General features: G+C 53.4%; 26 protein-coding genes. 10 read left to right on the top strand and 16 right to left on the bottom strand.

Annotation, left to right across the window (positions count from 1 at the left end; translation table 11 throughout):
• The first annotated feature begins 31 nt into the window (after positions 1-31).
• Together nhaA and nhaR are read left to right on the top strand one after the other, a co-directional pair.
• Positions 32-1,210 carry a Na+/H+ antiporter NhaA gene (gene nhaA, locus EC843_RS10875; protein ID WP_064543403.1) on the top strand — a complete coding sequence of 393 codons (1,179 nt, stop codon included), beginning with the start codon at positions 32-34 and terminating at the stop codon, positions 1,208-1,210.
• Between the two features lie 66 nt (positions 1,211-1,276).
• Positions 1,277-2,170 (top strand): transcriptional activator NhaR, encoded by an 894-nt coding sequence (gene nhaR / locus EC843_RS10870; RefSeq protein WP_064543405.1) that lies wholly within the window; start codon positions 1,277-1,279, stop codon positions 2,168-2,170.
• Between the two features lie 61 nt (positions 2,171-2,231).
• On the opposite strand, the gene rpsT is transcribed toward nhaR, so the two are convergent.
• Positions 2,232-2,495: a 30S ribosomal protein S20 gene (rpsT, locus tag EC843_RS10865; RefSeq protein ID WP_034459390.1), complete on the bottom strand. Its 264-nt coding sequence runs from the start codon at positions 2,493-2,495 to the stop codon at positions 2,232-2,234.
• A gap of 326 nt (positions 2,496-2,821) precedes the next feature.
• Here rpsT and ribF point away from each other — a divergent pair, with 326 nt between their 5' ends.
• Genes ribF through ispH form a run of 5 tightly spaced genes read left to right on the top strand, consistent with a single transcriptional unit; the run spans position 2,822 to position 8,507 of the window.
• Positions 2,822-3,754, top strand: coding sequence for a bifunctional riboflavin kinase/FAD synthetase (gene ribF / locus EC843_RS10860; RefSeq protein ID WP_133522243.1), 933 nt, complete (start codon positions 2,822-2,824; stop codon positions 3,752-3,754).
• Between the two features lie 28 nt (positions 3,755-3,782).
• Positions 3,783-6,599 (top strand): isoleucine--tRNA ligase, encoded by a 2,817-nt coding sequence (gene ileS / locus EC843_RS10855; protein WP_064543408.1) that lies wholly within the window; start codon positions 3,783-3,785, stop codon positions 6,597-6,599.
• Positions 6,599-7,105 carry a signal peptidase II gene (gene lspA / locus EC843_RS10850; protein ID WP_064543410.1) on the top strand — a complete coding sequence of 169 codons (507 nt, stop codon included), beginning with the start codon at positions 6,599-6,601 and terminating at the stop codon, positions 7,103-7,105. Before ileS ends, lspA begins: the two co-directional genes overlap by 1 nt.
• 3 nt (positions 7,106-7,108) lie before the next feature.
• Positions 7,109-7,579, top strand: coding sequence for an FKBP-type peptidyl-prolyl cis-trans isomerase (gene fkpB / locus EC843_RS10845; RefSeq protein ID WP_064513795.1), 471 nt, complete (start codon positions 7,109-7,111; stop codon positions 7,577-7,579).
• Positions 7,560-8,507 (top strand): 4-hydroxy-3-methylbut-2-enyl diphosphate reductase, encoded by a 948-nt coding sequence (gene ispH / locus EC843_RS10840; protein ID WP_133522242.1) that lies wholly within the window; start codon positions 7,560-7,562, stop codon positions 8,505-8,507. Before fkpB ends, ispH begins: the two co-directional genes overlap by 20 nt.
• 133 nt (positions 8,508-8,640) lie before the next feature.
• Here the strand turns inward: ispH and EC843_RS10835 are convergent, their stop codons facing one another.
• The 9 genes from EC843_RS10835 to EC843_RS10795 all read right to left on the bottom strand — a co-directional run bounded on the left by EC843_RS10835 (position 8,641) and on the right by EC843_RS10795 (position 18,235).
• A complete protein-coding gene (locus EC843_RS10835) occupies positions 8,641-9,423 on the bottom strand; it encodes an SDR family oxidoreductase (protein ID WP_133522241.1) in 783 nt (260 codons plus the stop codon).
• Positions 9,424-9,447: 24 nt separating this feature from the next.
• Positions 9,448-10,353: a dihydrodipicolinate synthase family protein gene (locus tag EC843_RS10830; protein ID WP_064543426.1), complete on the bottom strand. Its 906-nt coding sequence runs from the start codon at positions 10,351-10,353 to the stop codon at positions 9,448-9,450.
• Positions 10,353-12,059 (bottom strand): dihydroxy-acid dehydratase, encoded by a 1,707-nt coding sequence (gene ilvD / locus EC843_RS10825; protein ID WP_133522298.1) that lies wholly within the window; start codon positions 12,057-12,059, stop codon positions 10,353-10,355. The genes EC843_RS10830 and ilvD overlap by 1 nt, the downstream gene beginning before the upstream one ends.
• A 22-nt stretch (positions 12,060-12,081) precedes the next feature.
• Positions 12,082-13,488 (bottom strand): MFS transporter, encoded by a 1,407-nt coding sequence (locus tag EC843_RS10820; RefSeq protein ID WP_208111316.1) that lies wholly within the window; start codon positions 13,486-13,488, stop codon positions 12,082-12,084.
• Between the two features lie 47 nt (positions 13,489-13,535).
• A complete protein-coding gene (locus tag EC843_RS10815; RefSeq protein ID WP_241939525.1) occupies positions 13,536-14,960 on the bottom strand; it encodes a sugar porter family MFS transporter in 1,425 nt (474 codons plus the stop codon).
• Positions 14,961-14,986: 26 nt separating this feature from the next.
• Positions 14,987-15,856 (bottom strand): SMP-30/gluconolactonase/LRE family protein, encoded by an 870-nt coding sequence (locus EC843_RS10810; RefSeq protein ID WP_133522240.1) that lies wholly within the window; start codon positions 15,854-15,856, stop codon positions 14,987-14,989.
• A gap of 3 nt (positions 15,857-15,859) precedes the next feature.
• Complete coding sequence (locus tag EC843_RS10805) at positions 15,860-16,507, bottom strand: 2-dehydro-3-deoxy-6-phosphogalactonate aldolase (RefSeq protein ID WP_133522239.1); 648 nt, start codon at positions 16,505-16,507, stop codon at positions 15,860-15,862.
• Positions 16,504-17,406: a 2-dehydro-3-deoxygalactonokinase gene (locus tag EC843_RS10800; RefSeq protein WP_133522238.1), complete on the bottom strand. Its 903-nt coding sequence runs from the start codon at positions 17,404-17,406 to the stop codon at positions 16,504-16,506. Before EC843_RS10800 ends, EC843_RS10805 begins: the two co-directional genes overlap by 4 nt.
• A gap of 97 nt (positions 17,407-17,503) precedes the next feature.
• Positions 17,504-18,235 (bottom strand): FadR/GntR family transcriptional regulator, encoded by a 732-nt coding sequence (locus EC843_RS10795; RefSeq protein WP_121814883.1) that lies wholly within the window; start codon positions 18,233-18,235, stop codon positions 17,504-17,506.
• A 211-nt stretch (positions 18,236-18,446) separates the two neighbouring features.
• Here EC843_RS10795 and EC843_RS10790 point away from each other — a divergent pair, with 211 nt between their 5' ends.
• Together EC843_RS10790 and EC843_RS10785 are read left to right on the top strand one after the other, a co-directional pair.
• Positions 18,447-19,010 (top strand): glucose-6-phosphate isomerase family protein, encoded by a 564-nt coding sequence (locus tag EC843_RS10790; protein ID WP_064543439.1) that lies wholly within the window; start codon positions 18,447-18,449, stop codon positions 19,008-19,010.
• Entirely contained in the window at positions 19,003-19,785 is a 783-nt protein-coding gene (locus EC843_RS10785) for a glucose-6-phosphate isomerase family protein (RefSeq protein WP_133522237.1), read from the top strand. Before EC843_RS10790 ends, EC843_RS10785 begins: the two co-directional genes overlap by 8 nt.
• An 80-nt stretch (positions 19,786-19,865) precedes the next feature.
• Here EC843_RS10785 and EC843_RS10780 read toward each other — a convergent pair whose 3' ends face one another.
• Genes EC843_RS10780 through EC843_RS10760 form a run of 5 tightly spaced genes read right to left on the bottom strand, consistent with a single transcriptional unit; the run spans position 19,866 to position 24,176 of the window.
• Positions 19,866-20,681 (bottom strand): PTS system mannose/fructose/sorbose family transporter subunit IID, encoded by an 816-nt coding sequence (locus EC843_RS10780; protein WP_064543441.1) that lies wholly within the window; start codon positions 20,679-20,681, stop codon positions 19,866-19,868.
• Positions 20,681-21,478 carry a PTS sugar transporter subunit IIC gene (locus EC843_RS10775; protein ID WP_064513773.1) on the bottom strand — a complete coding sequence of 266 codons (798 nt, stop codon included), beginning with the start codon at positions 21,476-21,478 and terminating at the stop codon, positions 20,681-20,683. Before EC843_RS10775 ends, EC843_RS10780 begins: the two co-directional genes overlap by 1 nt.
• A gap of 12 nt (positions 21,479-21,490) precedes the next feature.
• Positions 21,491-21,985 (bottom strand): PTS sugar transporter subunit IIB, encoded by a 495-nt coding sequence (locus EC843_RS10770; RefSeq protein WP_064543442.1) that lies wholly within the window; start codon positions 21,983-21,985, stop codon positions 21,491-21,493.
• A 9-nt stretch (positions 21,986-21,994) separates the two neighbouring features.
• Positions 21,995-22,423 carry a PTS fructose transporter subunit IIA gene (locus EC843_RS10765; RefSeq protein WP_064543444.1) on the bottom strand — a complete coding sequence of 143 codons (429 nt, stop codon included), beginning with the start codon at positions 22,421-22,423 and terminating at the stop codon, positions 21,995-21,997.
• A gap of 4 nt (positions 22,424-22,427) precedes the next feature.
• Positions 22,428-24,176 carry a class I mannose-6-phosphate isomerase gene (locus EC843_RS10760; RefSeq protein WP_133522236.1) on the bottom strand — a complete coding sequence of 583 codons (1,749 nt, stop codon included), beginning with the start codon at positions 24,174-24,176 and terminating at the stop codon, positions 22,428-22,430.
• A gap of 198 nt (positions 24,177-24,374) precedes the next feature.
• On the opposite strand from EC843_RS10760, the gene EC843_RS10755 reads away from it, so the two are divergent.
• Positions 24,375-25,388 carry a LacI family DNA-binding transcriptional regulator gene (locus EC843_RS10755; RefSeq protein WP_121814887.1) on the top strand — a complete coding sequence of 338 codons (1,014 nt, stop codon included), beginning with the start codon at positions 24,375-24,377 and terminating at the stop codon, positions 25,386-25,388.
• Between the two features lie 98 nt (positions 25,389-25,486).
• Here the strand turns inward: EC843_RS10755 and EC843_RS10750 are convergent, their stop codons facing one another.
• Positions 25,487-26,581 (bottom strand): cellulase family glycosylhydrolase, encoded by a 1,095-nt coding sequence (locus EC843_RS10750; protein WP_133522235.1) that lies wholly within the window; start codon positions 26,579-26,581, stop codon positions 25,487-25,489.
• Positions 26,582-26,592 lie beyond the last annotated feature (11 nt).

Raw genomic sequence — 26,592 nt, 5'->3', positions numbered from 1 at the left:
TTAAGGCAGTAAAAATAAGTTGGGTGAAATAATGACAAAAAAACTAAAACGCTTTTTCCATAGCGATGCCTCAAGCGGTATCTTTTTAATCCTTGCAGCAGTTCTGGCAATGGTTCTTGCTAATCTGGGTTCCACCAGCGAGTTGTATCAATCATTTCTGAATACACCGGTTGAAGTTCGCATCGGTTCACTGGATATCAGTAAAAACCTGTTGTTGTGGGTGAATGATGCGTTGATGGCGATCTTCTTTCTGATGATTGGCCTTGAAGTAAAACGCGAAATGGTGAGTGGATCGCTTGCCAGCATGCGCCAGGCGTCATTCCCGGTCATTGCTGCTCTGGGGGGGATGGTTGTCCCTGCGGCAATTTACCTGTTGTTCAACTTCCAGGACCCAATCACTCGTGAAGGTTGGGCGATTCCCGCAGCAACAGATATTGCCTTCGCGCTGGGTATTCTGGCGTTGCTGGGCAATCGAGTGCCGGTAGCATTGAAAGTATTCCTGATGGCACTGGCTATCATCGATGACCTGGGCGCGATTGTTATCATTGCCCTGTTCTACACCAATGATCTTTCTATGCTTTCGTTGGCTGTTGCAGCAGGTGCTATCGCAGTTCTGGCATTACTGAATATCTTCAACGTACGTCGCACCGGGCTGTACATTTTGGTCGGCGTAGTGTTATGGACGGCGGTGTTAAAATCGGGCGTACACGCAACGCTTGCTGGGGTAATTATTGGTTTCCTTATTCCGCTCAAAGACGAAAAAGGCCGTTCCCCAGCAAAAGAACTCGAGCATGTGCTTCATCCTTGGGTCGCGTTCTTGATTCTGCCGCTGTTTGCTTTCGCCAATGCCGGTGTGTCGTTAAGTGGAGTCACATTTGCAGGGTTGACCTCACTGCTGCCAATGGGAATTATGGCGGGTCTGTTTATCGGTAAGCCGCTGGGTATTAGCCTGTTTTGCTGGGCGGCTCTCAAATTGAAGTTGGCGACCTTGCCAGAAGGGACGACGTGCAAGGAAATTATGGCGGTGGGCGTACTGTGTGGCATTGGTTTCACGATGTCTATCTTCATCGCTTCACTGGCGTTTGATGGCGCTGACCCGGCACTCATTACCTGGGCGAAACTGGGTATTCTGTTGGGGTCGCTGTTCTCGGCTGTGGTTGGCTACTGGATGTTGAGAAGCCGCTTCAGCCCACAACACCAACACAATTAATATTTCCACTAACGGCTCCTCAGGAGCCGTTATCTCATGGACTGTTGATCAGGGAGCGAAAACCGTATGTCACACATCAATTACAATCATCTCTACTACTTCTGGCATGTTTGCAAAGAAGGTTCAGTTGTTGGAGCTGCGGAAGCACTTTATTTAACGCCGCAGACCATCACCGGTCAGATCAAAGCATTAGAAGAACGCCTGCAAGGTAAACTCTTCCGCCGTCAGGGCCGTGGCCTGGTGCCTTCTGAATTGGGGCAGCTCGTTTTCCGTTATGCGGATCGTATGTTTACTTTAAGCCAGGAAATGCTGGATATCGTTAACTATCGCAAAGAGTCCAGCTTGTTGTTTGATGTGGGTATTGCGGATGCGTTGTCAAAACGCCTGGTGAGTGGTGTGCTTGATGCGGCTGTCGTTGAAGATGAGCAAATCCACCTGCGCTGTTTCGAATCAACTCACGAAATGCTGCTTGAGCAACTCAGCCAGCATAAACTCGATATGATCATCTCTGACTGCCCGATTGACTCAACTCAGCAAGAAGGGCTGTTCTCGGTGAAAATTGGCGAATGCGGCATTAGCTTCTGGAGCCAGAATCCAGTACCCGATTTACCTTTCCCTGCATGCCTTGAAACCCGACGGTTGCTGATTCCTGGCCGTCGTTCAATGTTAGGGCGCAAGATCCTGAACTGGATTAACACTCAAGGACTGAACGTCGAAATTCTGGGTGAGTTTGATGATGCGGCGCTAATGAAAGCCTTTGGTGCGGCACACAATGCGATATTTGTCGCACCGACGCTTTACGGTGAAGACACCTACAAAGATGAGAGCATTGTTGAAATCGGGCGCGTTGAGAATGTGATGGAAGAATATCACGCGATATTTGCCGAACGTATGATTCAGCATCCCGCGGTACAGCGTGTGTGTAACCGGGATTACTCAGCCCTGTTCAAAGAGGCCTGAATTGCAGACATAAAAAAACCGGCATAAGCCGGTTTTTTTTAAGCTAACAACAAGTTGGCAATTAAGCCAGTTTGTTGATTTGCGCTACAAGGTTAGCCTTATGGCGCGCAGCTTTGTTTTTGTGGATCAGACCTTTGCTAGCCTGACGATCCACGATTGGTTGCATTTCGTTAAATGCTTTCTGTGCAGCAGCTTTGTCGCCAGTTTCAATCGCTGCGTATACTTTCTTGATGAAAGTACGCATCATAGAGCGACGGCTTGCGTTGTGCTTACGAGCCTTTTCAGACTGTACAGCACGTTTCTTAGCTGATTTGATATTAGCCAAGGTCCAACTCCCAAATATGATCTGTGTAGACAATTCAAAGGCCGAGGAATATGCCCTCTTAGCCTTCTTTTGTCAATGGATTTGTGCAAATAAGCGCCGTTAAATTTCCGGTGCCTCTTACGTTGTGATGGCGCGGATTCTAACAGCTTCATGGTCATGAATACAGCTTTAAGCAACAAAAATCGTCCAGTGATGCGCATCTATGTAGAAACTCAGTGCCAGTTCGATGAAATCCTTAATGCTTTATGTCTAAGGGTACAATCGCCGGTTAACCTTCACCGCGGTAATTGATATAATCCGCCGATTTCCACTGTCTTGAGCCAGCCATGAAGCTGATACGCGGCATACATAATCTACGCCAGAACCACCACGGGTGTGTCCTCACCATTGGTAATTTTGATGGTGTTCATCGAGGCCACAAGTCCCTGTTAAAAGGGCTATGTGCCCAAGGGCGTGCGCGCAATCTGCCGGTGATGGTCATGATCTTTGAACCGCAACCGCTTGAGTTGTTCGCGGGCGATAAGGCTCCTGCGCGCCTGACACGTCTGCGCGAAAAGCTGCGTTATCTGGCCGAATGTGGTGTGGACTACGTGCTGTGCGTGCGCTTCGATCGTCGTTTTGCTGCCTTCACTGCGCAAAACTTCGTCAGCGATCTGTTGGTCAACCTCCTCGGGGTAAAATTTCTCGCGGTGGGGGATGATTTCCGCTTTGGTGCTGGTCGCCAGGGGGATTTCTTGTTATTACAGAAGGCAGGCGTTGAATATGGCTTTGACGTCACCAGTACGCAAACTTTCTGTGAAGGCGGTGTGCGCATCAGCAGCACAGCGGTGCGTCAGGCTCTGGCTGAAGACGACTTAGCACTTGCCGAAAGTTTACTGGGTCATCCGTTTAGCATCTCCGGGCGAGTTGTTCACGGTGATGAACTGGGAAGAACCATTGGTTTCCCAACGGCGAATTTACCGTTGCGTCGTCAGGTTTCCCCGGTAAAAGGGGTGTTTGCGGTAGAAGTCGCAGGCCTTGGCGATAAACTGCTGCCGGGCGTTGCCAATATAGGCACGCGGCCAACGGTGGCGGGTCTGCGCCAACAGCTGGAAGTCCATTTGCTGGACGTTGCAATGGACTTATATGGGCACCATATAGATGTGGTGCTGCGTAAAAAAATACGCAATGAACAACGGTTTGCTTCACTTGATGAACTGAAAGCGCAAATCGCCAAAGATGTGGTAACCACCCGCGAATTTTTTGGGTCTAAGACCTGAGCAAGCTAACTACGGAACCGAGAATCTAATGAGTGACTTTAAATCTACCCTGAATTTGCCGGAAACAGGGTTCCCGATGCGTGGCGATCTCGCTAAACGTGAACCGGGCATGCTGGCTCGCTGGAATGATGATGACCTGTACGGCATCATCCGTAATGCAAAGAAAGGCAAAAAATCCTTCATTCTGCATGATGGCCCTCCATACGCGAACGGCAGCATTCACATTGGTCACTCCGTTAACAAGATTCTGAAAGACATTATCGTTAAGTCCAAAGGGCTTTCTGGTTTTGACTCGCCGTATGTTCCAGGTTGGGACTGCCACGGTCTGCCAATCGAACTGAAAGTAGAACAGCTGATTGGCAAACCAGGTGAGAAAGTCTCCGCCGCTGAATTCCGTGCGGCGTGCCGCAAATACGCCGCAGAGCAGGTTGATGGCCAACGTGCCGACTTCATCCGTCTGGGTGTGCTGGGCGACTGGTCACGTCCTTACCTGACCATGGATTTCAAAACCGAAGCGAACATCATTCGTGCGCTGGGTAAAATCGTCGGTAACGGCCACCTGCATAAAGGGGCTAAACCTGTGCACTGGTGCGTCGACTGTCGTTCGGCCCTGGCTGAAGCGGAAGTTGAGTATTACGACAAAACCTCTCCTTCTATCTTCGTTAACTTCCAGGCTGTCGATGCTGATGCCGTGAAAGCGAAATTCGGTGCCACGCAAGTTAATGGCCCAGTTTCGATGGTTATCTGGACCACCACTCCGTGGACGCTGCCTGCTAACCGCGCAGTTTCTCTGAACGCAGAATTCGAATATGTGCTGGTGCAGGTTGATGGCCAGGCGCTGATCGTCGCCAAAGACTTGCTCGAAAGCGTAATGAAGAGCGCGGCAATCGTCGAGTGGACAGTTCTGGGTACTGCCAAAGGCGCAGACCTGGAATTATTGCGCTTCAAGCATCCGTTCTTAGATTTCGACGTGCCAGCTATTCTGGGTGAGCACGTAACCCTTGAAGCCGGTACTGGTGCGGTGCACACAGCTGGTGGTCACGGTCCTGACGACTACGTTATCAGCCAGAAATACAATCTGGAAATTGCCAACCCGGTTGGCCCAGATGGTTGCTATCTGCCAGGTACCTATGAAGGTCTGGATGGCGTTCAGGTGTTTAAAGCTAACGACCTGATCGTTAACATCCTGCGCGATAAAGGCGTCTTGCTGCACGTTGAAAAACTGCTGCACAGCTACCCGCACTGCTGGCGTCACAAAACGCCAATCATCTTCCGTGCCACTCCGCAGTGGTTCATCAGCATGGATCAAAAAGGCCTGCGCGCGCAGTCTCTGAAAGAGATCAAAGGCGTGCAGTGGATCCCAGACTGGGGTCAGGCGCGTATTGAATCAATGGTCGCTAACCGCCCGGACTGGTGTATCTCTCGCCAGCGTACCTGGGGCGTGCCAATGTCGATGTTTGTACACAAAGACACAGAAGAGCTGCACCCGCGCACGCTGGAGCTGATGGAAGAAGTGGCGAAGCGTGTTGAACAAGACGGCATCCAGGCGTGGTGGGATCTCGACCCGCGCGACATCCTTGGTGACGACGCTGATAACTACACCAAAGTGCCAGACACTTTAGATGTGTGGTTCGACTCCGGTTCAACGCATTCATCGGTTGTTGATGTGCGCCCTGAATTCAGCGGCCACGCGGCAGACATGTATCTGGAAGGTTCGGATCAGCATCGCGGCTGGTTCATGTCTTCACTGATGATTTCGACAGCGATGAAAGGCAAAGCGCCTTACCGCCAGGTACTGACTCACGGTTTCACCGTTGATGGTCAGGGCCGCAAAATGTCTAAATCCATCGGTAACACCGTTTCTCCGCAGGACGTGATGAACAAATTGGGCGCCGATATTCTGCGTCTGTGGGTAGCATCAACGGATTACACCGGCGAAATTGCTGTGTCCGATGAGATCCTGAAACGTGCTGCCGACTCTTATCGTCGTATCCGTAACACCGCGCGTTTCCTGCTGGCGAACCTTAATGGTTTCAATCCAGAAACCGATATGGTGAAACCGGAAGAAATGGTTGTACTGGATCGCTGGGCCGTCAGCTGTGCGCAAGAAGCACAAGCCGATATCCTTGCCGCTTATGAAAACTACGATTTCCACGAAGTGGTGCAACGCCTGATGCGTTTCTGCTCCATCGAAATGGGCTCGTTCTATCTCGATATTATCAAAGACCGCCAGTACACTGCGAAGTCCGACAGCGTAGCGCGTCGTAGCTGCCAGACCGCTCTGTTCCACATTGCAGAAGCGCTGGTTCGCTGGATGGCACCCATCATGTCCTTCACCGCCGATGAAATCTGGGCGTTCCTGCCAGGCAACCGTGAGAAATATGTCTTCACCGGTGAATGGTACGAAGGTCTGTTCGGTCTGGCTGACAGCGAAACGATGAACAATGATTACTGGGACACGCTGTTAACCGTGCGTGGCGAAGTGAACAAAGTTATCGAACAAGCACGTGCTGATAAGCGTGTGGGCGGTTCTCTGGAAGCTGATGTGACTCTGTTTGCCGACAGCGAACTGGCAGCGAAGCTCAACAGCCTCGGTGATGAATTACGATTTGTCTTGTTGACCTCGGGTGCAGCAGTTGCCGATTATGCACAGGCAACTGAAGACGCGCAGCAAAGCGAAATCCTCAAAGGATTGAAAGTTGCTCTGCGTAAAGCTGACGGTGAAAAATGCCCGCGTTGCTGGCATTACACCACCGACGTCGGCCTGGTGGCGGAACACGCAGAAATCTGTGGCCGCTGTGTAACTAACGTAGCCGGTGACGGCGAAAAGCGTAAATTTGCCTGATGAGTAAATCGATTTGTTCGACCGGCCTGAGCTGGCTGTGGCTTGTGGTGGTGGTACTGATCATCGATCTTGGCAGCAAATACCTGATCCTCCAGCATTTCATGCTGGGGGACACCGTATCCCTGTTCCCATCGCTGAATCTGCACTACGCCCGTAACTACGGCGCTGCGTTTAGTTTCCTTGCGGATAAAGGCGGCTGGCAGCGCTGGTTCTTTGCGGGTATTGCTATCGGCATATGCGTGATTTTAGCGGTAATGATGTATCGCTCAAAAGCGACGCAGAAGCTGCATAACATCGCCTATGCTTTAATCATCGGCGGCGCACTCGGCAACTTGTTTGACCGTTTATGGCATGGCTTTGTGGTCGACATGATCGATTTCTATGTCGGCGACTGGCACTTCGCCACGTTTAATCTGGCCGATACGGCTATCTGTATCGGTGCGGCGCTGATTGTTCTGGAGGGGTTCTTTGTCTCCTCCGACAAGCCCGCTAAGCAAAAAGGGTAACCCATGGCTGAGTCTATCCAGGCTAATAGCAGAGTTTTCGTGCATTTCACGCTGAAACTCGAAGATGGCTCCACCGCCGAGTCGACCCGCAACAACGGCAAACCGGCACTCTTCACGCTGGGTGACGAAACACTGTCGCCAGGCATGGAAGACCAGCTAGTCGGTTTGAAAGCAGGGGACAAAAAAGCGTTCTCTCTGGCACCGGAATCGGCGTTTGGTATTCCAAGCCCGGACATGATCCAGTATTTCTCTCGTCGTGAATTTATTGACGCGGGTGAGCCGGTACCGGGTGCCATTATGTTGTTTACTGCAATGGATGGCAGCGAGATGCCAGGTGTAGTACGTGAAGTTAACGGCGATTCCATCACCGTTGACTTTAACCACCCACTCGCCGGGCAAACCATTCATTTTGATATCGAAGTACTGGAAATTGACCCGGTACTGGAGGCGTTGAATGCAGATCCTGTTGGCTAACCCTCGTGGCTTTTGTGCCGGGGTAGACCGCGCTATCAGCATTGTTGAAAACGCGCTGGCCATATACGGCGCGCCGATTTATGTCCGTCATGAAGTGGTGCACAACCGTTACGTGGTTGATAGCCTGCGGGAACGCGGGGCGATTTTCATCGAGCAGATCAGTGAAGTGCCTGATGGCGCAATCCTGATTTTCTCCGCACATGGTGTTTCTCAAGCAGTACGCAGTGAAGCCAAAGGCCGTGATTTAACGGTGTTTGATGCGACCTGCCCGTTGGTGACCAAAGTGCATATGGAAGTGGCTCGCGCCAGCCGTCGTGGTGAGGAATCCATTCTGATTGGCCATGCTGGCCATCCGGAAGTGGAGGGCACCATGGGCCAGTACAGTAACCCGAAAGGGGGCATGTACCTGGTTGAATCGCCGGAAGATGTCAGCAAGCTGGATGTGAAAAACGAAAATAAACTTTCGTTTATGACCCAGACCACACTCTCTGTAGATGACACTTCTGACGTGATTGACGCGCTGCGTACCCGCTTCCCGAATATTATCGGTCCGCGTAAAGACGACATTTGCTACGCCACCACCAACCGCCAGGAAGCGGTCCGTGCGTTGGCTGACGAAGCAGATGTGGTGCTGGTAGTTGGCTCGAAAAACTCGTCCAACTCCAACCGTCTTGCTGAACTGGCGCAACGCATGGGCAAAGCGGCGTACCTCATTGACGACGCAGCGGACATCCAGGAAGAGTGGGTAAAAGACGCTATTTGTGTTGGGGTGACGGCAGGGGCATCAGCCCCTGACATTCTGGTGCAAAACGTTCTGGCTCGCCTGCGTGAACTCGGCGGTAGCGACACCCGTGAACTGGTAGGGCGCGAAGAAAACATCGTTTTCGAAGTTCCGCGTGAGCTGCGTGTGGATATCAAAGAAGTGTAGGGTGGATAAGCGCTAGCGTCATCCACCATTTACGCCTGTTATTGCAGATAAAAGTGTCGGATGACGCTGCGCTTATCCGACCTACGAAGAAGTTTGTCATCAGTTTCGGGGGAGCATTTGCTCCCCTTTTTCCCTACGCGTCGCCCTCATCCTGCATAATCGCACTGCGCCCGCCATCCATCACAATTGTCGTTCCGGCAATAAACCCGGCTTTATCGCTGGATAAGAACAGGCACAAATCGCCGACTTCCTCGGCACGCCCAATGCGGCCTACCGGGTGTTTGCGAATAGTTTTGTCGCGGGCGGCTTTGCCATCGGCATGCGAGTCAAACCAGACCTGATTGCCGTCGGTGTCGATAAAACCAGGCGCGATACCCACGGTGCGAATTTCTGGCCCCCATTCGATAGTCAGGCTTTGCACCAGTGAAAGCAGGGCGCGCTTGCTGATGTTATACGGCGCGCAGCCAGGCATGGTTGAAAACGCATGATTCGAGGTGATCACCAGGATCGTCCCTTTGCTTTTTTGCAGCGCCGGGCGGGCGCATTTCGCCAGATACCAGTGCGATCGCAAGTTCAGATCGAAGTTATGCGCCCAATCGCTCTCTTCACAATCGATCCCTTTAAAGACGTTTTTACCGGCGTTAGACACCACCACATCAATGCGCCCAAAAAGCTTTTCGGCATCAATAACGAATTGCTTAATAGACTCCGTTTTGGTCACGTCGACGGAAAAATAGAAATAGCGTTCGGGATATTCAGCCAGCATTTTTTGGGCATTTGGCGCTCTTTCCAGCGCTGAAAAAGCACAACCGATAACAATATCGCCATTGCTCAGAAAGGTCTGTGCAATGGCCTGGCCGATACCCTGGCTGGTTCCGGTAACAATCACAACGCGTGCTGATTTTTGACTGCTCATTTCGTTAACCTCAAAAAGCTAAGCTTAGAGTTGGAATTCGTTCAGGAAGCGATCAAGGGTCTGATGGTCTTCCGTAGAAAGCTGCCAGCCCGGCTTGCGGCAATAATCGCTGGCAATAATCCCACGTCGTTGCAGCAGGGTTTTCTCAACCTGAATGATGTATTCGCAGTGCGTCATCCAGCGCTGGATATACGGCAACAACGCCTGATGTAACGCCTCGGCTTGCGCCGTTTCGCCCCGTTGCCAGTGCTGGTAAATCCGCACATAAACCTCGGTAAACGAACAACCCGGCATCACACCTTTTCCGCCTGCCGCCAGCATTTGCAGCATATACAGCCCGGCATAACCGTTCAGCACGCTGGCCTGTGGTGCCAGTTTCAGAAACTCGCGGGTGTAGTCTACGGGCGGGTTACACTCGATTTTGAATACCGCATGCGGATAACGAGCCGCGACAGTTGCCAGTTGTTCCGGCGTAATCGGCAGGCCGGTTTCACCCGGCGCGTACTGAACCATGACCGGAATATCCACCGCTTCCAGCACGGCAAAAATATGTTCCTGAATGGCCTGTGGATTAGGGCTAAGGAAGAACGGTGGCAGTAGCATCAGCGCATCCACACCTAATTTGGCGTAGTCACGCGCACGTTTTATCGCCAGCTCAGTGCTGTGATCGGTCACCGACATCGCCCGATAAAGCGGGCTTCCTGCCAGCGTCGAGACAAACATTTGTGCCAGCCGATCGCGTTCCTGATCGTGCAATTTCGGGAATTCACTGGCGATGCCAAACAGCGTGGTGCCTTGCGCTCCGCTGGTGGAAAGATGCTCCAGCAGGCGCACAAAACTGTGTTCGTCAATTTCACCCGCAGGCGTAAACGGCATCGCGGTAATGGGATTCACGCCACCGATGTCTTGCGCCGTATAGTGCTTAGTCATCAGTTGTCCTCCCGGTCAGCCAGCACCGCGCCTTGCGCGGCAGGCAGCGCCCAGCGGCGATACAAACGTAAGAAGCCACGAGGCACTTCTTTGTTCACCGGCTGCCAGTTTTCACGGCGTGTTGCCAGCACTTCTTCCGCCACATGCAGCGTCAGCAAGCGTGATGGAATATCAATTGAGATTTCATCGCCGTTTTCCACCAGCCCTAACTCACCGCCATCTACCGCTTCCGGCGAGATATGGCCGACGAACAGCCCACGGTTGGAGCCAGAAAAACGCCCGTCGGTAATCAACGCGCAAGTATCAGAAAGCCCCATGCCTTCCAGCGATTTCATCGGCTTATACATTTCCGGCATCCCCGGCCCGCCTTTCGGGCCTTCGTAGCGCAGCACCAGCACGCTGCCGGGCTGAATCTGGCCGGACATAATCGCATCCACAGATTCCTGCTCGCTGTTGAACACCACCGCAGGGCCACGGAACACCATCAGGTTTTCCGGAACGGCAGCCGGTTTGACTACGCAACCCAGCGGCGAAAGGTTGCCATGCAGCACGGCGACACCCGCTTCGTTACGCACCGGAATAGCCAGCGTGTGAATCACTTCCGGGCGGCAACTGCGTTTAGTGTCGGCAAGCAACTGGGCTTTAGTTTTACCGGCAACTGTCAGCGCATCCAGGTGCATCAGTTTGCTGATTTCAACTTCTACCGCCTGCACACCACCGGCTTCCCAGAAGTCGATCATGTCGTGCTCGGAGGCCGGATACAGCGAGGCGACCAGCGGCACACGGTGGCTGAGCTCATCAAAAGCGGACAGCGGCAGATGGCCTAGCTCGGCTTCGTAATAAATGGCTTGTAGATGCAAAATTGCATTGGTTGAACCGCCGGTTGCCAGCAAATAAACCATCGCGTTATGAATGGATTGCGCGGTAATAATCTGGCGCGCATTCACGCCATTGAGCACCAGTTCCACCGCCTGACGGCCGGTTTCTACGGCGCAATCGCGGCGTTCTTGCGATACCGCAGGCAGCGTACTGCTGCCCGGCAAACTCATACCCAATACTTCACCAATGCAGCACATGGTATTCGCGGTGCCGTACATGGTGCAGGAGCCAGGGCCTGGCTCGGCAATATTCTCGATATGGGCAAACTCTTCTTCGCTGATTTCACCGCGCATCTTCCAGCCGATGGCTTCAGTGACGATATTGCCGTCCCAGTGTTTACCTTTATATTCAGCCGGATACATTGGCCCGCCGTTAACCATAATCGCCGGTATATCTAAACGCGCCGCCGCCATTAACATCGCCGGAACGATTTTGTCGCATGAGCCAAGCAGCACCATGCCGTCAAAACGGTGAGCGCGCATCATCACTTCGATAGACGCGGTAATCACTTCGCGGGCGGCGAGGATATAACGCATCCCCAAATGCCCTTCGGCGATACCGTCACACGGCGCGATGGTGCCAAACACCATGCCCACGCCACCGGCTTCGTCGATACCTTCCAGCACTTTTGCCGTCAGCTCATTCAGGTTGGCATGGCCCGCCGTAGCATTGGTATAACTGTTCACCACGGCAATTACCGGTTTGCGCAGTTGCTCATCGGTATGCCCCATGGATTTGTATAGCGCACGTTTCAATGCGCCATCATCACCTTCGAGGATCGGGTTGAAATGCGTGCCACAGCTGGCACATCCGCCACATCCGCTCATATTCACAATCTCTTTTTGTTCGTTAACGACGAGGTGCCGCATTGATTTGATGGGCAGTATTAGGCTGCACACCGCTTTGTTCAGGTTGAACTATCACTTTTTTAGGGTTTGCCAGGCGTGCAGGCAGAAGCAGGATGAGCGGCACACAAAGCAGCAGGAAACCCGCCAGAATGTATAAGCCGATATCTGTACGCCCGGTGGTATCTTTCAGCCAGCCCAGCACAGTCGGGCCGAAGAAACCGGCCAGGTTGCCAATCGAGTTCACGAAAGCGATACCCGCAGCGGCGGCAGTGCCAGACAACAGCGCGCCAGGCAGACTGATATAGGTTGGAATTAGCGCCAGGGTGCCGGACATCGCCACGCAAATCCACGCCATCATCCAGAAGGTAGAGCCGCTGCAATACGCGCTTAACGTCAGGCCGATACAGCCAACCAGCGCAGGGATGGCGATATGCCAGCGGCGCTCTTGCTTGAGGTCAGAGTGGCGGCTGTTCCACACCATAAATGCCGCGCCGAAGACATACGGCAGCGCCGCCAGCAGGCCGATATACAAATCGTCATTCACGCCGGAGCTTTTGATGATCGAAGGCAGCCAGAAGTTGATGCCGTAATAGCCGATGTTGAAGCTGAAAAACACCAGTGCCAGCAGCCAGACATAACCGTTTTTCAGCATCCCTTTCAGGCTGCTATCCACTTTGCCTTTATTGAGCAGCGCGCGGTTGGCTTCATCTTTTGCCAGATCGTTAATGACCACCTGCTTTTCGGCATCACTCAGCCATTTCGCTGACTTCACGTCGTTATCGAGATAACGCAGCACCACAAAAGCGAGCAGGAAAGAGGGGATCGCTTCAACCAAAAACAGCCATTGCCAGTTATGCAGGCTGCCAACGCCTTCAAAAAGTTTGAGGATCAGTCCGGACAGCGGGCTACCGATAATCGTTGAAAGTGGGGTGACCAGAATAAACAGCCCCAGGGTGCGCGCAGAACGCCACGACGGGAACCACAGCGTGAGATAAAACACGATGCCAGGGAAGAAACCTGCTTCGGCCACGCCGAGTAAAAACCGCACCACGTAGAATTGGGTCGGCGTGGTGACGAACATCATGCCTGCTGAGAGCACCGCCCAGGTTGCCATAATGCGGGCAATCCAGAAACGTGGCCCAAACTTCTGCATCAGCAAGTTGCTTGGCATCTCAAACAGGAAGTAGCCGATAAAGAAAATACCGGCACCCAGGCCATACACCGTGTCACTGAAATTCAGCGCATCCTGCATATGCAGTTTGGCGAAGCCGACGTTAACGCGGTCCAGATAGGCGAAGAAATAACACAAAATCAAAAACGGAATCAGTCGCCGGGTTATCTTGCTGTAAACCCGCGATTCAGCGGCTGAATTCGCTGATGTACTCTCGATTATGTTACTCATTGTCATCTCCAGAGGTAGGGGGCCTGAATTCTGAGCTCAGGCCTGTTGTTGTTTTATTCGGTGGTGATTGGGTTACTGGTCTTGCTCTGTTGCGGCTGGCCGATATGGCGCAGCGCATTACCGCGCATTAAGTTGCGTTCGATATGTTCCAGAGAAATATTTTTGGTTTCAGGAATGAACAGAAGGGTCAGCACAATACACACCACGTTCAGTGCGCCATACAGCCAGAAGGTATTCGGGCTGCCGATGGTGTCGATCAGCGTCAGGAAAGTAGCACCGATGATCATATTGGCGATCCAGTTCGCCATCGTGGAACAGGTGACGCCAAAATCGCGCCCGGCGAGCGGTTGGATCTCCGAACACAGCACCCAAATCAACGGGCCAGCACTCATCGCAAAACCGGTGATGAAAACCAGCAACACGATAACGGCGGTGTATTGCTCGGTCGGGTTAGAAATACCGCTATGGAACATATAACCGAGAATGCCCATGCAGATGGCCATGCCTGAGAAGCCTAATTTCAGGATAGGTTTGCGTCCCCAACGGTCAACCAGAGCAATCGCGATGAACGTTGCCAGCACGTTGGTTAAGCCTGCAATTACCGTGCCCCACATTTGTTCGCGGGTGGTGGCAAAACCGGCGATCTCAAAGATCTTCGGGGCGTAGTACATGATCACCGTCATACCGGTGAATTGCTGCATAAACTGGAGTAGTACACCGAGGTAAGTGGAACGGCGGAAGTGTGGGTTGTGCAAGAAAAGCTGCAAACCGCGTTGCTTCATCTTCACGCTTTCGCGAATTTGATTCAGCTCGTCCTGCGCTTCTTTATCGGAGTTACGCAGCAGCTTCAGCACTTTTCCAGCCAGTTCATGCTTGTTTTTCATTGCCAGCCAGCGCGGGCTTTCAGGCAGTGTCAGCACGCCGACAAACAGGATGATCGCCGGGAATGTAATAACGCCCAGCATCCAGCGCCAGTGGCCGCCTTCGCTCAATGCCGCATCAGACAAAAACGCCGCCAGAATGCCGATCGTAATCATCAACTGATAAAGAGAAATCATGCTGCCACGAATACGTTCCGGTGCGATTTCAGACAGATACAGCGGCGCGGTAAACGATGCAACGCCCACGGCCAGGCCGAGAATAAAGCGCGATACCGCGAGCACTTCCATGCTGTGCGCGACGGCACAACCCAGAGAACCGACGATAAACAGCACTGCACCGAGCAACAGGCTTTTCTTGCGCCCAAGGGTTGATGACATCGGGCCGCTGCACAGTGCGCCGAGCGCCGCACCTAACATCATGATACTGACGACAATTTCCTGGTGATGGCTGCTGAGATTAAATTCGCTAGCGATAAACGGCAGTGCGCCGGCGATGACGCCCATATCGAGGCCAAATAGCAGCCCGGCGAGTGCGGCAAGGAAGCAGACCAGTAAAGTCTGCCGATTAGTCTGTGTAGGGGAAGAGATCGTATTCATTAATAACGCCTCAAAGTTATGGATTTTTAGATCCTGAATTTGCGGGCGGGTGTGCCTGCAATTGTTGTTGTTATTTTTAAAACCGCGCCATCCAGGGCGACGGGTCGGGCAAGTCCATCTCGTGCAGAAGTGATGTAAAGATCGGATAAATTTGGGCCACCGAACGTGCAACTGCTGGGCTGGCTGACGGGCAAGGCTATGCGGCCAGATTCAACCAGTTGGAGATTGTCTATTCGGTAGCGCGCCAGGCAGGAACTTCCCCAGCAAGCGTTAATCAGTTCGCCATCGTCGGTCAGCGTCGAGCCATCGGGAATGCCGTTGACCTGGTATTCCTGTTCGATGTGCAGCCCGTGTGGCTGCGACGTCGCACGGTAAAAACGGTGACGTAACGAATCGGCAAACCAGACGTTTTCGCCGATCCATTGCAGGGTATTCGGGACTACCAAACCGCCCAGCAAATGCTGAGGCGTGGGGGAATCCGCGCAGACTCGATACCAGCTGCCAATCGCCTTCTGAGCGGTTGGGTCCATGGTGCTAAACCACAGCGAACCATCAGGCGCAATGGCGGCTTCATTTGGGCGTGTTCCGTGGGCATCATTCGGCCACGCACAAACCGCACTCGACTGTTGGTTTTGGTAGTTGTACAGCGAGATACCACTCTGGCTGACCACCAGGAAAATCTCTGGCTCAGAGGTCAGCAGCACCGCGCTGGTGAAAACCGGCATCGGGCGAACATCAACGCTTCCGGCTTGATTCGGCCAGTAACGCAACAGGCGATTTTGCAAGATATCGACCCACAACAGCGAACCGCTCTGGCGACACCACACCGGCGTTTCACCCAACTGCGCACGATATTCACCGATTGCCTCGATATTGCCGCCGATACCCTGATTCATGATTTAGCCCGCGCACTGGCGCCAGGCGTGTTGATAAGCCTGGGCACGTTCACGAAGGGTCGGCATGCTCAAACCGGCCTGATACAAACCGCCGCCAAGACCAAAACCGTTAGCGCCTGCCTGGATGTAACTGCGCATTTGTGCGGCGTCTGGCTGGATACCGCCAACCGGCAGCATGGCGACACTGCGTGGAACCACCGCGCGGAAAGCTTTGGTAACGACCGGGCTGACATGCTCCGCCGGGAACAACTTCAGTGCGCTGGCTCCGGCCTCGATCGCGATGAACGCCTCGCTGGGCGTCATGATCCCCGGCATGCTGATCAACTTGAGCAGGCGCGTGCGGCGAATCACTTCAGGGCAGCAACTTGGGGAAATAATCAGTTGCCCGCCGCATTCGGCTACCGCATCAACTTGTTCAACCGTCAGCACCGTTCCGGCACCCACATAGCCACGCTCGCCCACCACGCTGCGCATCAAAGCAATCGACTCCAGCGGTGACGGGCTATTCAGCGGCACTTCAAGATAGTGAAAACCGCACTCGAGCAGGATTTCTGCCGCTTCGACGGCATCTTCAGGCGTGATGCCGCGCAAAATGGCGACCAGCGGTAACGGCTCTTGTTGCCATTGGGCAATGAAATTTTCCGGGCTCATGATGGGTTTCCTTGAAGCTGGGTAAAGAGGTGCCACAGGCCATGAATAAAACAGTCATCGCCGTTAATTGCGGAGAGATTCAGGCCCAACTCGCCTGCGGCAAGCTGATAGCGGGCGGTTAGTGACGGGCTGCCGACCAGCCACGCCTGTTGCCCGGCGGGTACGGCCTGCAATTCGTAGCCAATGGTTAAGCCGGACAAATAGCTGTGAACACCAGTTTCAGCAATTTCGCCGGCCAGGCGGCGGGTGCGGGCTGAGAAGATTAAGTGGGTAAATGGCGCGCCTTGCCGGGCGGCTTTCACACCTGACAAGAAAGCGTCGGTATCTTCCTGCTGTTCTGGCAGCGCACGCCCGAGAATGGAATGCTGACTGAGCAGCGAGAATATTTCGCCGCTCATAAAGGTGGCGAACGAGGTAATTTCACCATTCACCATTTGCGCATGTTTGCTGTGCGTGCCGGGCAACAAGGCGGTGTGCTGGCTGGCAGGATGCAGCAACGCCAGGCCTAATAGTTGTACTTCTTCACCGCGCATTACGTCTGGCTGAGAGAACCGACTGTTGCCGTTCGCGCCGGGAATAATCCACGCCGGGCTGCCCCAGTCGGTGGTGAAAGCCAGCGTACGAGCAGCCAGATCTTCGGCAAGACAGGGGAGCGGTGCATAAGGCACTTCATGCCAGCCTTGCTGCGAACCAACCATTCCTGCCATTACAATCGGCAGGTTGCCGAGCTCTTCTAACCACGCGTGCAGCAACGTTTGCAGCGTCGAGGCAAATTGCCCCTTTTCAACGGATAACAACCCGCAAGGCTGGCTAATTCGGGAAACAGGCTGCGAACCGGACATTAAAAATGCACGGAAGTTGGTGGTTCCCCAGTCGATGGCAATCCAGTGAGTTTTCATTCAAGTAATACAAACCATGCAATCTTGTAATACAAGAATGCTAGAACAAAAAGCACCCACAGTGTGTGAGGGAGATCGAAATTACGTCAGATGAGGATCAAATAATGTGGTCGAACATTTCCGGTCGATCCTGCCAGATGCGTTTTTTAGCGGCATTGAGCAAAATATTACGCATTTGCAGGCGGGCTTTATCGACTTCTTTCAGGCGGATAGCATCGAATAGCAGGTAGTGTTCGTCGACGGCGGCTTTGGTCTGGCGCACGTCTTTTTCCAGCGTTTGCTTAAAGGAGAGCGCCATGGCGGCGGAAAGCGCGTTGCCAAGGGCTAAAAGAAAGGGATTATGTGTGGCGCGTAATAACGCATGGTGAAACGCCATATCGCCTTCTTCGAATAACGATCTTTGTGCTTCGAGTTGGCCATTGCGCATTAACTGGAGCGCATCTTCCATCGCCGCCAGATCGTGTCCGTTGGCGTTTAACGCCGCAAGCGTTGCCACATTAGGCTCGAAAATCAGGCGCGTCACAATCAGTTGCTCAACCAGTTTAAGGTCAAGTTCACCTTCAGCCAGCCAGCCCAACACATCAATATCCAACAGGCTCCACAGTTCGCGGCTATTCACCGTGCTGCGTTTCTTGGCCTGAATCGAGATAAGCCCCTTGGCGGCTAATACCTGAAGTGCGTTGCGCACTGAAGTCCGGGAGACTTCGTATTCAACGGCCAATTCGTTCTCGCCAGGCAATGACAGTCCTGGCGCAAGATCGCCGTGCATAATTCGCCGCGCAAGATGCTGGGTGACGGATTCTGAAATGCTGGCCTGTGGGAGTTTCATTACACTTTCTCGATCAAGTCTGAACCTGGTAATGAGCGACATAATAAGCTAATCGCACTTTGATCGCACTGTATGTACTTAAAAGATAAGAGAGCATGGCTCCGTAATGAATTAACGCGACGCAGATCGACATTCTCCGGCCTGGGCTTAGGGTTAATCGATTAACCTTGCTATGCTGATTAAGCAGTTCTCCTTGGGCCGGAGAAACAAAATGAACATTTCTGTCAACATGCCGCCTTGCGTGGCATTCCACAACGGCCATTTTACGGCTGAAGATCTCATCACTAAGGTTACCCGTAGCGGCGATCTGGCTGGCGTTTTTTACGATACCGACGCCTGGCGAGCATTGCCGCCGGAAACGGCAATCTATCAGGTCGAAATGCTGAAATCTCCGCAGGGCGAAGGTGAGCTTTATGCTGGCACCACGCACCTGAATCCGGGGCGAATCGGCGACGAGTTTTACATGACGCGCGGGCATTTCCATCAGCGGCGCGAACAGGGCGAAGTCTATTTTGGCCTGCGCGGAACGGGCTTATTGCTGCTGCAAGATGAGCAGGGAAAAGCGCGCTTTGAGCAGGTTTCGCCTGGTTCAGTGCATATTATTCCAGGTGCGACAGCGCACCGTTTGATTAACACCGGAACTGAAGTTCTCTCCGCACTTGCCGTTTGGCCAACTATCGCCGGGCATGATTACGCGGCGCTGGCACAAGGCTTTGCGCTGCGCGTGGTGTTGCAAGGCGGAAAAATTCACGGCAAAGAGGTGCAAAATGGCTGAACAGCACCTGAATTTTGGGCTGGATATGGTGATCCACCACCAGCCGATGGGCTTTAGCTATGGCGAAGAGGTGATTGGCCCCGTACCGGAGATCCGTAAACTCGATCAGATCCGCGCCTCGTTGCGCGATCCGGCATGCAATGGCCCGGAAGACGTGTATGCCATCGTGATGGATGTGGCGCGTTTGCAGGACACCGATGAGCTTAAAAAACGCATGCTGCTGTTTGGCGTGGTGACTTACGCTTCTGGCCGCCTGGGCGATGAGCCGATTCGCAGCCAGGGACATATTCACCGCATCAGTGAACACAGCGGTTGGTCGCCGCCTGAGCTGTATGAAATCTGGCAGGGCAAAGCGATTATCTACATGCAGGAATATGTAGCTGACGACCCAGGGCGCTGTTTTGCGGTTTGCGCGGGGCCTGGTGAGAAAGTGCTGGTGCCACCGGGTTGGGCACACGCGACGATTTCTGCCTCGCCGGATGAACCGCTGACGTTTGGTGCCTGGTGCGACCGGGAATATGGTTTCGAATACGATGCGGTGCGGGCATACAAGGGGCTGGCGTGGTATCCGCTTTTGCAGGATGAGCATATTGCCTGGCAGCATAATCGCCGTTATATGCCGGGGCGTTTACAGGTGACCTCGCCGCGCCAATATACCGAGTTTGGGATTACCGATGCGCCGCTGTATCAACAATTTATTGATGATCCGGCGCGTTTTCAGTTTATTTCAAAGCCGGGAATGGTGAGCGGGAAGTGGGTGGGGTTCCATCCTTAAAAAAGTCGGGTGACGCTGCGCTTACCCGACCTACGAGTTTGGTGTCGTAGGGGGATAAGCGCAGCGTCATCCACCATGTTTTACGAGAACAGCCCCACCGCCACACCCGCCGCCGCCAACACCAATAACAACAACATTGCTTTCACCGGTGACACACCGCGTTTCGCCATCAAATACCAGGTGCCAATCACCACCAACAGCGGCAGCAGATTAGGGAAAATTCCGTCCAGCATCTGCTGCACATGGATATTCACGCCATCTTTGGTGACAAACTCCAGCCCAGTGCCGAGTTTCACGTAACTTGCCGCCACGCCGCCCATCACGAACACGCCTAATAACGATAGCGCTTCACGCAGGCGGGTTGATTTGCTGCTTACCAGCATCTCAACCGAGGTTGACCCCATGCGGTAGCCTTTCAGGAACAGGAACCACGAGCCGGGAATAATAATCGCCAGCCACGCCACGCAATAAAACAGTGGCCCGAGAATGTTGCCGCCCGCTGCCAGCGCCATGCCGATACTGAGCAGAATCGGGATCAGCATGCCCGGTATCATCGAATCACCAATCCCCGCCACTGGCCCCATCAGGCCAACTTTCAGCGTGTTGATGGTTTCGCCGTCTATCGGCTCGCCGTTGGCGCGTTTCTCCTCAAGACCCAGCACCATGCCGTTGACAATCGCCCCCAGCTGCGGCTCGGTGTTGTAGAACGACGCATGGCGTTTGAGCATCTCTTTGCGTTGTTCGTCATCGGGATAGAGCTTTTTCGCCACCGGCAACATACTCAAACAAAAGCCGAATGACTCAAGGCGCTCAAAGCTCATGGACGAAAGGTTGTACATCATCCAACTGCGCCAGCAACGGCGCAAATCCTGGCGAGTGAGTTTACGTTCTTCCATCAGAATTCATCCTCATCATCAGCGGGCGTGGAGGCTGTGCGTTCAGCCTGCGGCTCAGGTTTGTAGTTGTAGTGAATCAGTGCCAGCAACGCGCCGACAATCACCAGCGCCACCATGTTTAGCTTCAGGAAAACAATGCAGATAAACCCCACCAGAAAGTAAATCAACATGCTGTAATTCTTGATAATTTGCTTAAGCAAAATCGCGATACCTACCGCAGGCAGAATCCCGCCCAACACGTTCATGGTGGAAAGAACGATGTGCGGCAGGCTGTCCATAAAGGCGTTGATGTACTGCGCGCCGAAATAGACTGCGATAAACGTCGGAATAAAACGCATCAGGAAATTGGTGGCTTGCGGCCAGATAGCACTGTTGAGATACACGCCGCGTTCGTCGCCTTTCTCCAGTGCGATATCCGCGCGGTGGTTCCACCAGGAATTGAGCACCATCATGGCGTTAAACAACACCGTACCCGCAATGCCGATGGTCGCAGCCAGCGCCACAGCCACTTCCGGGCCTTTATTGGAAAGAATGCCGAGTGCGATTGCCGGGAAAGCAACAAAGTTGAGATCCGCAGGCATCGAACCGCCGGGAGTGACCATCGCGATATACACGGCCTGAACCGCCACGCCGATGATAATCCCGGTTTGCACATCGCCGAGAATAAAACCTACCAGCATCCCTGAAACCAGTGGGCGGGTAATTAAATACCAGCCGCCGGTCAACCCCAGCAGCCATGGGCTGCTAAGTGCACCGAGGTAACAGAGAATGCCGATTAGAGCTGCTTCGAAAGCCATAAATGCACTCCTTTATTTGAGTTTTTGTCGAGCATCCTGCCAGCTGTAACTGCTGGCATCAGGTACCAGTCGAAATTCAATCTGATGCCCGCGCAGCAGCAGATAGTCGAACGCCGCTATCTCTTCGGGGTTCACAGATTGATTCGGGCCAATGGTGGTGGTGGTGGCTCGCGCGCTCATCGGGCCAACGTTGATTTTCTTATTGCTGTTTTGCAGGCTGATACCCGCTTCCTCAATGCGTTTTAGCGTTACCGGAGATTTACCAATCACAAAATAGTGCTTCTCACTGGCGATGATCTTTGGCAGTTTTTCAATCGCGGTGGCGGTATCAAACAGCCAGACTTTGGTGTCCTGCACAGCGCCTTTCATCACCGATGACAACAGCGGATCGGCGGCAACGGCATCATCAATGGCGACGATCCCATCGCACGGCAACTCTTTTGCCCAGCGGGTGATCAGCTGGCCGTGGATCACTCGATCGTCAATGCGCACAAAAGAAATACTCATCGTTGCCCCTTAGAAATCATCAGATTGTGTGGTTTCAGTCAGTTGCGCCTGAACCAGCGTGTCGTGTGTTTCTGCCAGTAAAACCTCTGCCGCCTGTGCGACATCGGTCAGGTCTTTTATTTCATCGCTCAGCAATACCATCGGGAAATTCACCCCGCCTAACACCGCCATAGGTGGCTGCGTTTGCGGGTCGAATGCATGATGGCAGGCGATATTCCACGGCGTGCCGCTTTGCAAATCGCATAACACCAGCACGCCGTCAGCACCTTTACCGGCCTGTTTCAGCACTTCGGCAAACTCATCGCCAAAACTATTGATGCCCTTGTTTTCCGTCAGCATCACGGGGAAAACATGCGGCAGTTCGCCGTAGACCATTTTGCCGCCAGCCAGTAATGCTTCGGCAAGCGAGCCATGTGTTGCCAGAATCACGTTGATCATCTTGTTATCCTCTTACCCAGGCTTTCATGGTGGCGAGTTGCTGACCCGCAGCACAACCGTATGGGGAAATGCGATATTCGCCGACAGCCGCCGGCACAATGAAGGTTTCGGCGTAATGCACCACAAAGGGTTCGAATGCGCCGTGCGGGCTTTCAACCAGAGCGGCATCGCCTTCAACCAGATTCAATACGTTGACGCCGCCGTGGGTGTGGTGGGTGACCGGTTGAGTAAACCAGTGGCGACGGGTTTCGATAAATTCACGTTCATGCAGGCCGGTGCGTTCTTCACTCCAGCCATCGCCTGCGGCAATCGACTCAAAATGGTTGACCAGATGTTCGGACACCCATTGCGTATCGCGTTGCCAGTCAATCACTTGTGCGCCGTGTTCCAGATGCACCGGGCGCGGCAGGCCATCCAGACCCAAACGCCCCCAGTCCCACAATTTGAAGGTGAAAATGTACGGCGTGGCGCTGATTTCCAGCACCATCGCGCCGGATCCGGAACAGTGCACGGTACCTGCCGGGATCAGGAAGTGATCGTGTTTACGCGCCGGAAAACGATTCACAAATTTCTCGTCATCAAACACTTTTTCGCCACGCTGGGCCGCCGCGAGATCGTCGAGCATTTCTTGTGGACTGATACCTGTTTTGGTCCCCAGATACACTTCGGCACCCGGTTCGGCTTCCAGCATGTAATAGCTCTCATCCTGGGTGTAGTGCATGCCGAAATGCTGCTGGATATATTCGGTTACCGGATGAACCTGGAAGCTTAAATTCTGCCCGCCGATGGTATCGAGGAAATCGAAACGGATCGGGAACTCCGCACCAAAACGGGCATGGACGCGCTCGCCAAGCAGCGGACGCGGGTAAAGCAACACCAGATCCTGAGAGGGGATCTCGATCCGCACATCACCAAAACGCAGTAACAGGCTGTTCTCCTCGGGCACACAGTCAAAACACCATGCGTAATTTGGTTTTGAGGGATCGAGATCGAATTTATCTTTCATCCATTGCCCGCCCCAGACGCCTGGGTCGAAGAATGGCACCACGCGGAACGGTTGTTGCGTGGTTTGTTGCAGCGCGCAGCGCAGCGCTTCGCCGCTGACCATCGCCGGTTGTTCGGCGTTATTGGTATCGAGCAGGAAATCCGCACGCTTCAGCAACGGTGTTTTATGGCGGTCAAACACGCGCCATTCAATGAAAAAGGCACGCTTGTAACGGCGCAGAATATCTTCATCGGTGTTATTCGCACCCCAGTTGCCGAGTTCGCCACGGCGAAAACGCTGCTGGATTTCCCAGCGCGCCAGGTCCGCATACACCAGCACATCACCGCTATGAATTAGTGCGGCTCCTGGGCCGTAAACCACCACCAGGCCTGATGTGATGTCAGCGACTTCACGCTGCGCTTGTGCCAGTTTGTCGGGGCAGAAAAACTCAGGTAACTGGTGGCAAGAAAGTACGCCGAATACGCGGTCATCCGTCAGGTTATAGGCCAGTAAATCATGCAGATGTTGTTCACTGAGGCGCGCAGATTCCGCGTTAATCACGCATTGCGGGTTCAGTTGGCTAATCAATTGTGCGTGGAGCGTGTCGAGTTCAACGCCGGGATAGCAGTCAATCACCAGCACGGTTTTCGCTGAGCGTGTCAGTTTCTCGCTTACTGCATGTTTGATGGCAGACCATCCCTGCCAGGCTTGATGGTCAAATCCCGAAACGCGGACTTCGGGATACTTGTCATAAGATGCCGGATACATAGTTTTCTCCCTGTTTCTGATAGATTAAGATTAATCGATTAACCGTCTTTGAACAGAGTGGTAAACGCGATTAACCTGTCACTTTTGCTAAGATGTTGCCTAAAGTTGGGTTATCTGTGATGGCATTCACACGTGGATAAGCAAATTTTTGGTTATTCGATTAATCTATTGGGAATTACGTAATTCCGAGGAGTGCCGATGAGCACCGTTACCCTTGCCCAGGTGGCAAAACAAGCGGAAGTTTCCACCGCAACCGTTTCGATGGTGCTGCGCAATCGTGGCCGCATTTCTGACGCTACTCGCCAACGCGTGCTCAAAGCTCTGGATGATTTGGGCTACGTGTACAACCAGACAGCAGCGAATTTACGCAACCGCACCAGCAACCAGGTGGGGCTGTTATTGCACGACATCACCAACCCTTTTTACGGTGAAATGACGGCGGGACTTAGCCAGGAAATGGAACGCCACGACTTGCTGCTGTTTCTGGCAAACAGTGAGGAATCTGGCGAGCGTCAGCAAAAGTTCGTTGATTCTCTGATGCGCAATAACGCCTGCGGCATGGTGTTGTGCGCGGCGCGGGAAACGCCTCCGCTGTTTTTTGAAACCCTGAAGCGGCGCAATATTCCGGCGATTATGGTGGTGCGCCCGATGGATGACGTGGATTTCGATTTTGTCGGCACCGACAACTTCCTTGGCACCCAACTGGCAACACAACATTTGCTGCGCATGGGGCATCGCAATATTGCGTTTATCGGCGGTAGTGAAAACTCTATCAGCCGGGCGCAGCGTATCGGCGGTTACAGCAGCAAATTGCTGGAGCATCGAATACAGCCGAAAAGCGAATGGGTGGTTTCATCGCTTGCCAGCCAAAGTGATGGTGCCCGGGTGGCCGAGGAGTTGTTCCGCCGTTATCCGGAAATTACGGCAGCGGTGTGTTATCAGGATATTGTGGCATTGGGCGTGATGCAGACGCTGCGCAAAATGGGGCGTCAGACCGGTGTGGATTTCGCGCTGGTGGGGTTTGACGATATTACCGAAGCGTCGTTAGTGCAGCCTGCATTGACCACTGTTTCGGTGGCAGCCAAAGAGATTGGCCGCAAAGCCGGAGAGTTGTTGTTTAGCCGCATTCAGGGCAACGACGAGCCGCCAAAACGGATTATTCTCCCGCCCACGCTGGTGGTGCGGGAGTCCTGCGGGTTTGGTTTAAGATAGATAAACGGGTTTTGTAGGGTGGATAAGCGATAGCGTCATCCACCATTTGCGCCTGTTGTTACAGATAAAAGCGTCGGATGTCGCTACGCTAATCCGACCTACGATAAAAGTTTGTCCTCAGTCTCGGTTAAACGGCGCACCAATTCCATTTCGCGCTGGCGGAAGGGAATGCCGTATTCGTCGAGCACATCGTGGAACCACAAGTGCGCGTAATCCACGCCGCTTTTGCGTACTGACGGCCAGGGGAGGGTGGTTTGCGTTTTACCGCGTACCAGCCCCCACTGGTAACAACCGACGTTCAGGGCGGCAAACAGCGGCAGTTGCTCCTCCATAACGCAACCGACGTGGCGCGCCAGCCATTCAGTGCATAACAGCGGGCGCTCGAACGTATGCCAGAAGCGCAATACTTGCAGCATTTTCGGCGTTGCAAGATATGCGTGGAAACTCACCACGTCCGAAAGCCTGGCGGCGGCAACGTCGATTGGATGCGCGAAATACTCCGTTAGCGGTTGATCGGGATCCTGCGAAATATGCCATGCGCCAACAGTCAGCGGTTGCGCAGGATCTTCGTCACGCGCCCAGGCGAAAACTTTATGCAGCAGCTCCAGCGCAAAATGTTCCAGTTTTTCATCGAACTGTATTTCCTCAAGCCCGCTGGTAAACGTGCCACGGTTGCCTGGCTCGTTGTACAAATCCCAGATAGCGATGCGCGAATCGCTTCTGAAATGGCGCACAATGTCTCGCACGTAGCGCTCAAGCTGCGGCCACATCTCGCGGTTGCAGACAATTTCTCGCCCAGGGCTGGCTGCCGCCTGGCTGTTATGTTTGCCGGGAATCGGTGCTTTTTGTGGCCCTAAAAATGGTTCGTCCCCGGAAAATGCACAGTCATCCATTAATGTCAGCATCACTTTTATGCTGTGGCTATCGGCTATCGCCAGAAACTGTTCGATACGCTCCAGCAGCCCGTCGCGGTCGTTCTGCCAGATAATAAACGGCAGATTGATGCGCAGTTGGTTATAGCCAATCTCCTGCGCCCAACCCAGTTCCTGGTCGATGGTTTCGGCGTCAAAAGTTTCGCGTTGCCACAGTTCTGTCCAGTTCACGGCACTGCGTGGCAGGTAGTTAAAGCCGCAGATCCAGCCCTGATTTTTGTGCCATTCTGCGGCTTGTTGTTTGCTCCATTGGGTACGCATGTGTCGGCTCC

The organism is Buttiauxella sp. JUb87 (assembly GCF_004361975.1).
Taxonomy (GTDB): Bacteria; Pseudomonadota; Gammaproteobacteria; order Enterobacterales; family Enterobacteriaceae; genus Buttiauxella; species Buttiauxella ferragutiae.
This window is presented reverse-complemented; position numbering and strand designations above follow the sequence as displayed.

What these genes read in the sequence shown, in the direction of transcription:
- nhaA (WP_064543403.1), top strand. Translation starts at nt 32, where the DNA reads ATGACAAAAAAACTAAAACGCTTTTTCCATAGCGATGCCTCAAGCGGT.
- nhaR (WP_064543405.1), top strand. Translation starts at nt 1,277, where the DNA reads ATGTCACACATCAATTACAATCATCTCTACTACTTCTGGCATGTTTGC.
- ribF (WP_133522243.1), top strand. Translation starts at nt 2,822, where the DNA reads ATGAAGCTGATACGCGGCATACATAATCTACGCCAGAACCACCACGGG.
- ileS (WP_064543408.1), top strand. Translation starts at nt 3,783, where the DNA reads ATGAGTGACTTTAAATCTACCCTGAATTTGCCGGAAACAGGGTTCCCG.
- lspA (WP_064543410.1), top strand. Translation starts at nt 6,599, where the DNA reads ATGAGTAAATCGATTTGTTCGACCGGCCTGAGCTGGCTGTGGCTTGTG.
- fkpB (WP_064513795.1), top strand. Translation starts at nt 7,109, where the DNA reads ATGGCTGAGTCTATCCAGGCTAATAGCAGAGTTTTCGTGCATTTCACG.
- ispH (WP_133522242.1), top strand. Translation starts at nt 7,560, where the DNA reads ATGCAGATCCTGTTGGCTAACCCTCGTGGCTTTTGTGCCGGGGTAGAC.
- EC843_RS10835 (WP_133522241.1), bottom strand. Translation starts at nt 9,423, where the DNA reads ATGAGCAGTCAAAAATCAGCACGCGTTGTGATTGTTACCGGAACCAGC.
- EC843_RS10830 (WP_064543426.1), bottom strand. Translation starts at nt 10,353, where the DNA reads ATGACTAAGCACTATACGGCGCAAGACATCGGTGGCGTGAATCCCATT.
- ilvD (WP_133522298.1), bottom strand. Translation starts at nt 12,059, where the DNA reads ATGAGCGGATGTGGCGGATGTGCCAGCTGTGGCACGCATTTCAACCCG.
- EC843_RS10820 (WP_208111316.1), bottom strand. Translation starts at nt 13,488, where the DNA reads ATGACAATGAGTAACATAATCGAGAGTACATCAGCGAATTCAGCCGCT.
- EC843_RS10815 (WP_241939525.1), bottom strand. Translation starts at nt 14,960, where the DNA reads ATGAATACGATCTCTTCCCCTACACAGACTAATCGGCAGACTTTACTG.
- EC843_RS10810 (WP_133522240.1), bottom strand. Translation starts at nt 15,856, where the DNA reads ATGAATCAGGGTATCGGCGGCAATATCGAGGCAATCGGTGAATATCGT.
- EC843_RS10805 (WP_133522239.1), bottom strand. Translation starts at nt 16,507, where the DNA reads ATGAGCCCGGAAAATTTCATTGCCCAATGGCAACAAGAGCCGTTACCG.
- EC843_RS10800 (WP_133522238.1), bottom strand. Translation starts at nt 17,406, where the DNA reads ATGAAAACTCACTGGATTGCCATCGACTGGGGAACCACCAACTTCCGT.
- EC843_RS10795 (WP_121814883.1), bottom strand. Translation starts at nt 18,235, where the DNA reads ATGAAACTCCCACAGGCCAGCATTTCAGAATCCGTCACCCAGCATCTT.
- EC843_RS10790 (WP_064543439.1), top strand. Translation starts at nt 18,447, where the DNA reads ATGAACATTTCTGTCAACATGCCGCCTTGCGTGGCATTCCACAACGGC.
- EC843_RS10785 (WP_133522237.1), top strand. Translation starts at nt 19,003, where the DNA reads ATGGCTGAACAGCACCTGAATTTTGGGCTGGATATGGTGATCCACCAC.
- EC843_RS10780 (WP_064543441.1), bottom strand. Translation starts at nt 20,681, where the DNA reads ATGGAAGAACGTAAACTCACTCGCCAGGATTTGCGCCGTTGCTGGCGC.
- EC843_RS10775 (WP_064513773.1), bottom strand. Translation starts at nt 21,478, where the DNA reads ATGGCTTTCGAAGCAGCTCTAATCGGCATTCTCTGTTACCTCGGTGCA.
- EC843_RS10770 (WP_064543442.1), bottom strand. Translation starts at nt 21,985, where the DNA reads ATGAGTATTTCTTTTGTGCGCATTGACGATCGAGTGATCCACGGCCAG.
- EC843_RS10765 (WP_064543444.1), bottom strand. Translation starts at nt 22,423, where the DNA reads ATGATCAACGTGATTCTGGCAACACATGGCTCGCTTGCCGAAGCATTA.
- EC843_RS10760 (WP_133522236.1), bottom strand. Translation starts at nt 24,176, where the DNA reads ATGTATCCGGCATCTTATGACAAGTATCCCGAAGTCCGCGTTTCGGGA.
- EC843_RS10755 (WP_121814887.1), top strand. Translation starts at nt 24,375, where the DNA reads ATGAGCACCGTTACCCTTGCCCAGGTGGCAAAACAAGCGGAAGTTTCC.
- EC843_RS10750 (WP_133522235.1), bottom strand. Translation starts at nt 26,581, where the DNA reads ATGCGTACCCAATGGAGCAAACAACAAGCCGCAGAATGGCACAAAAAT.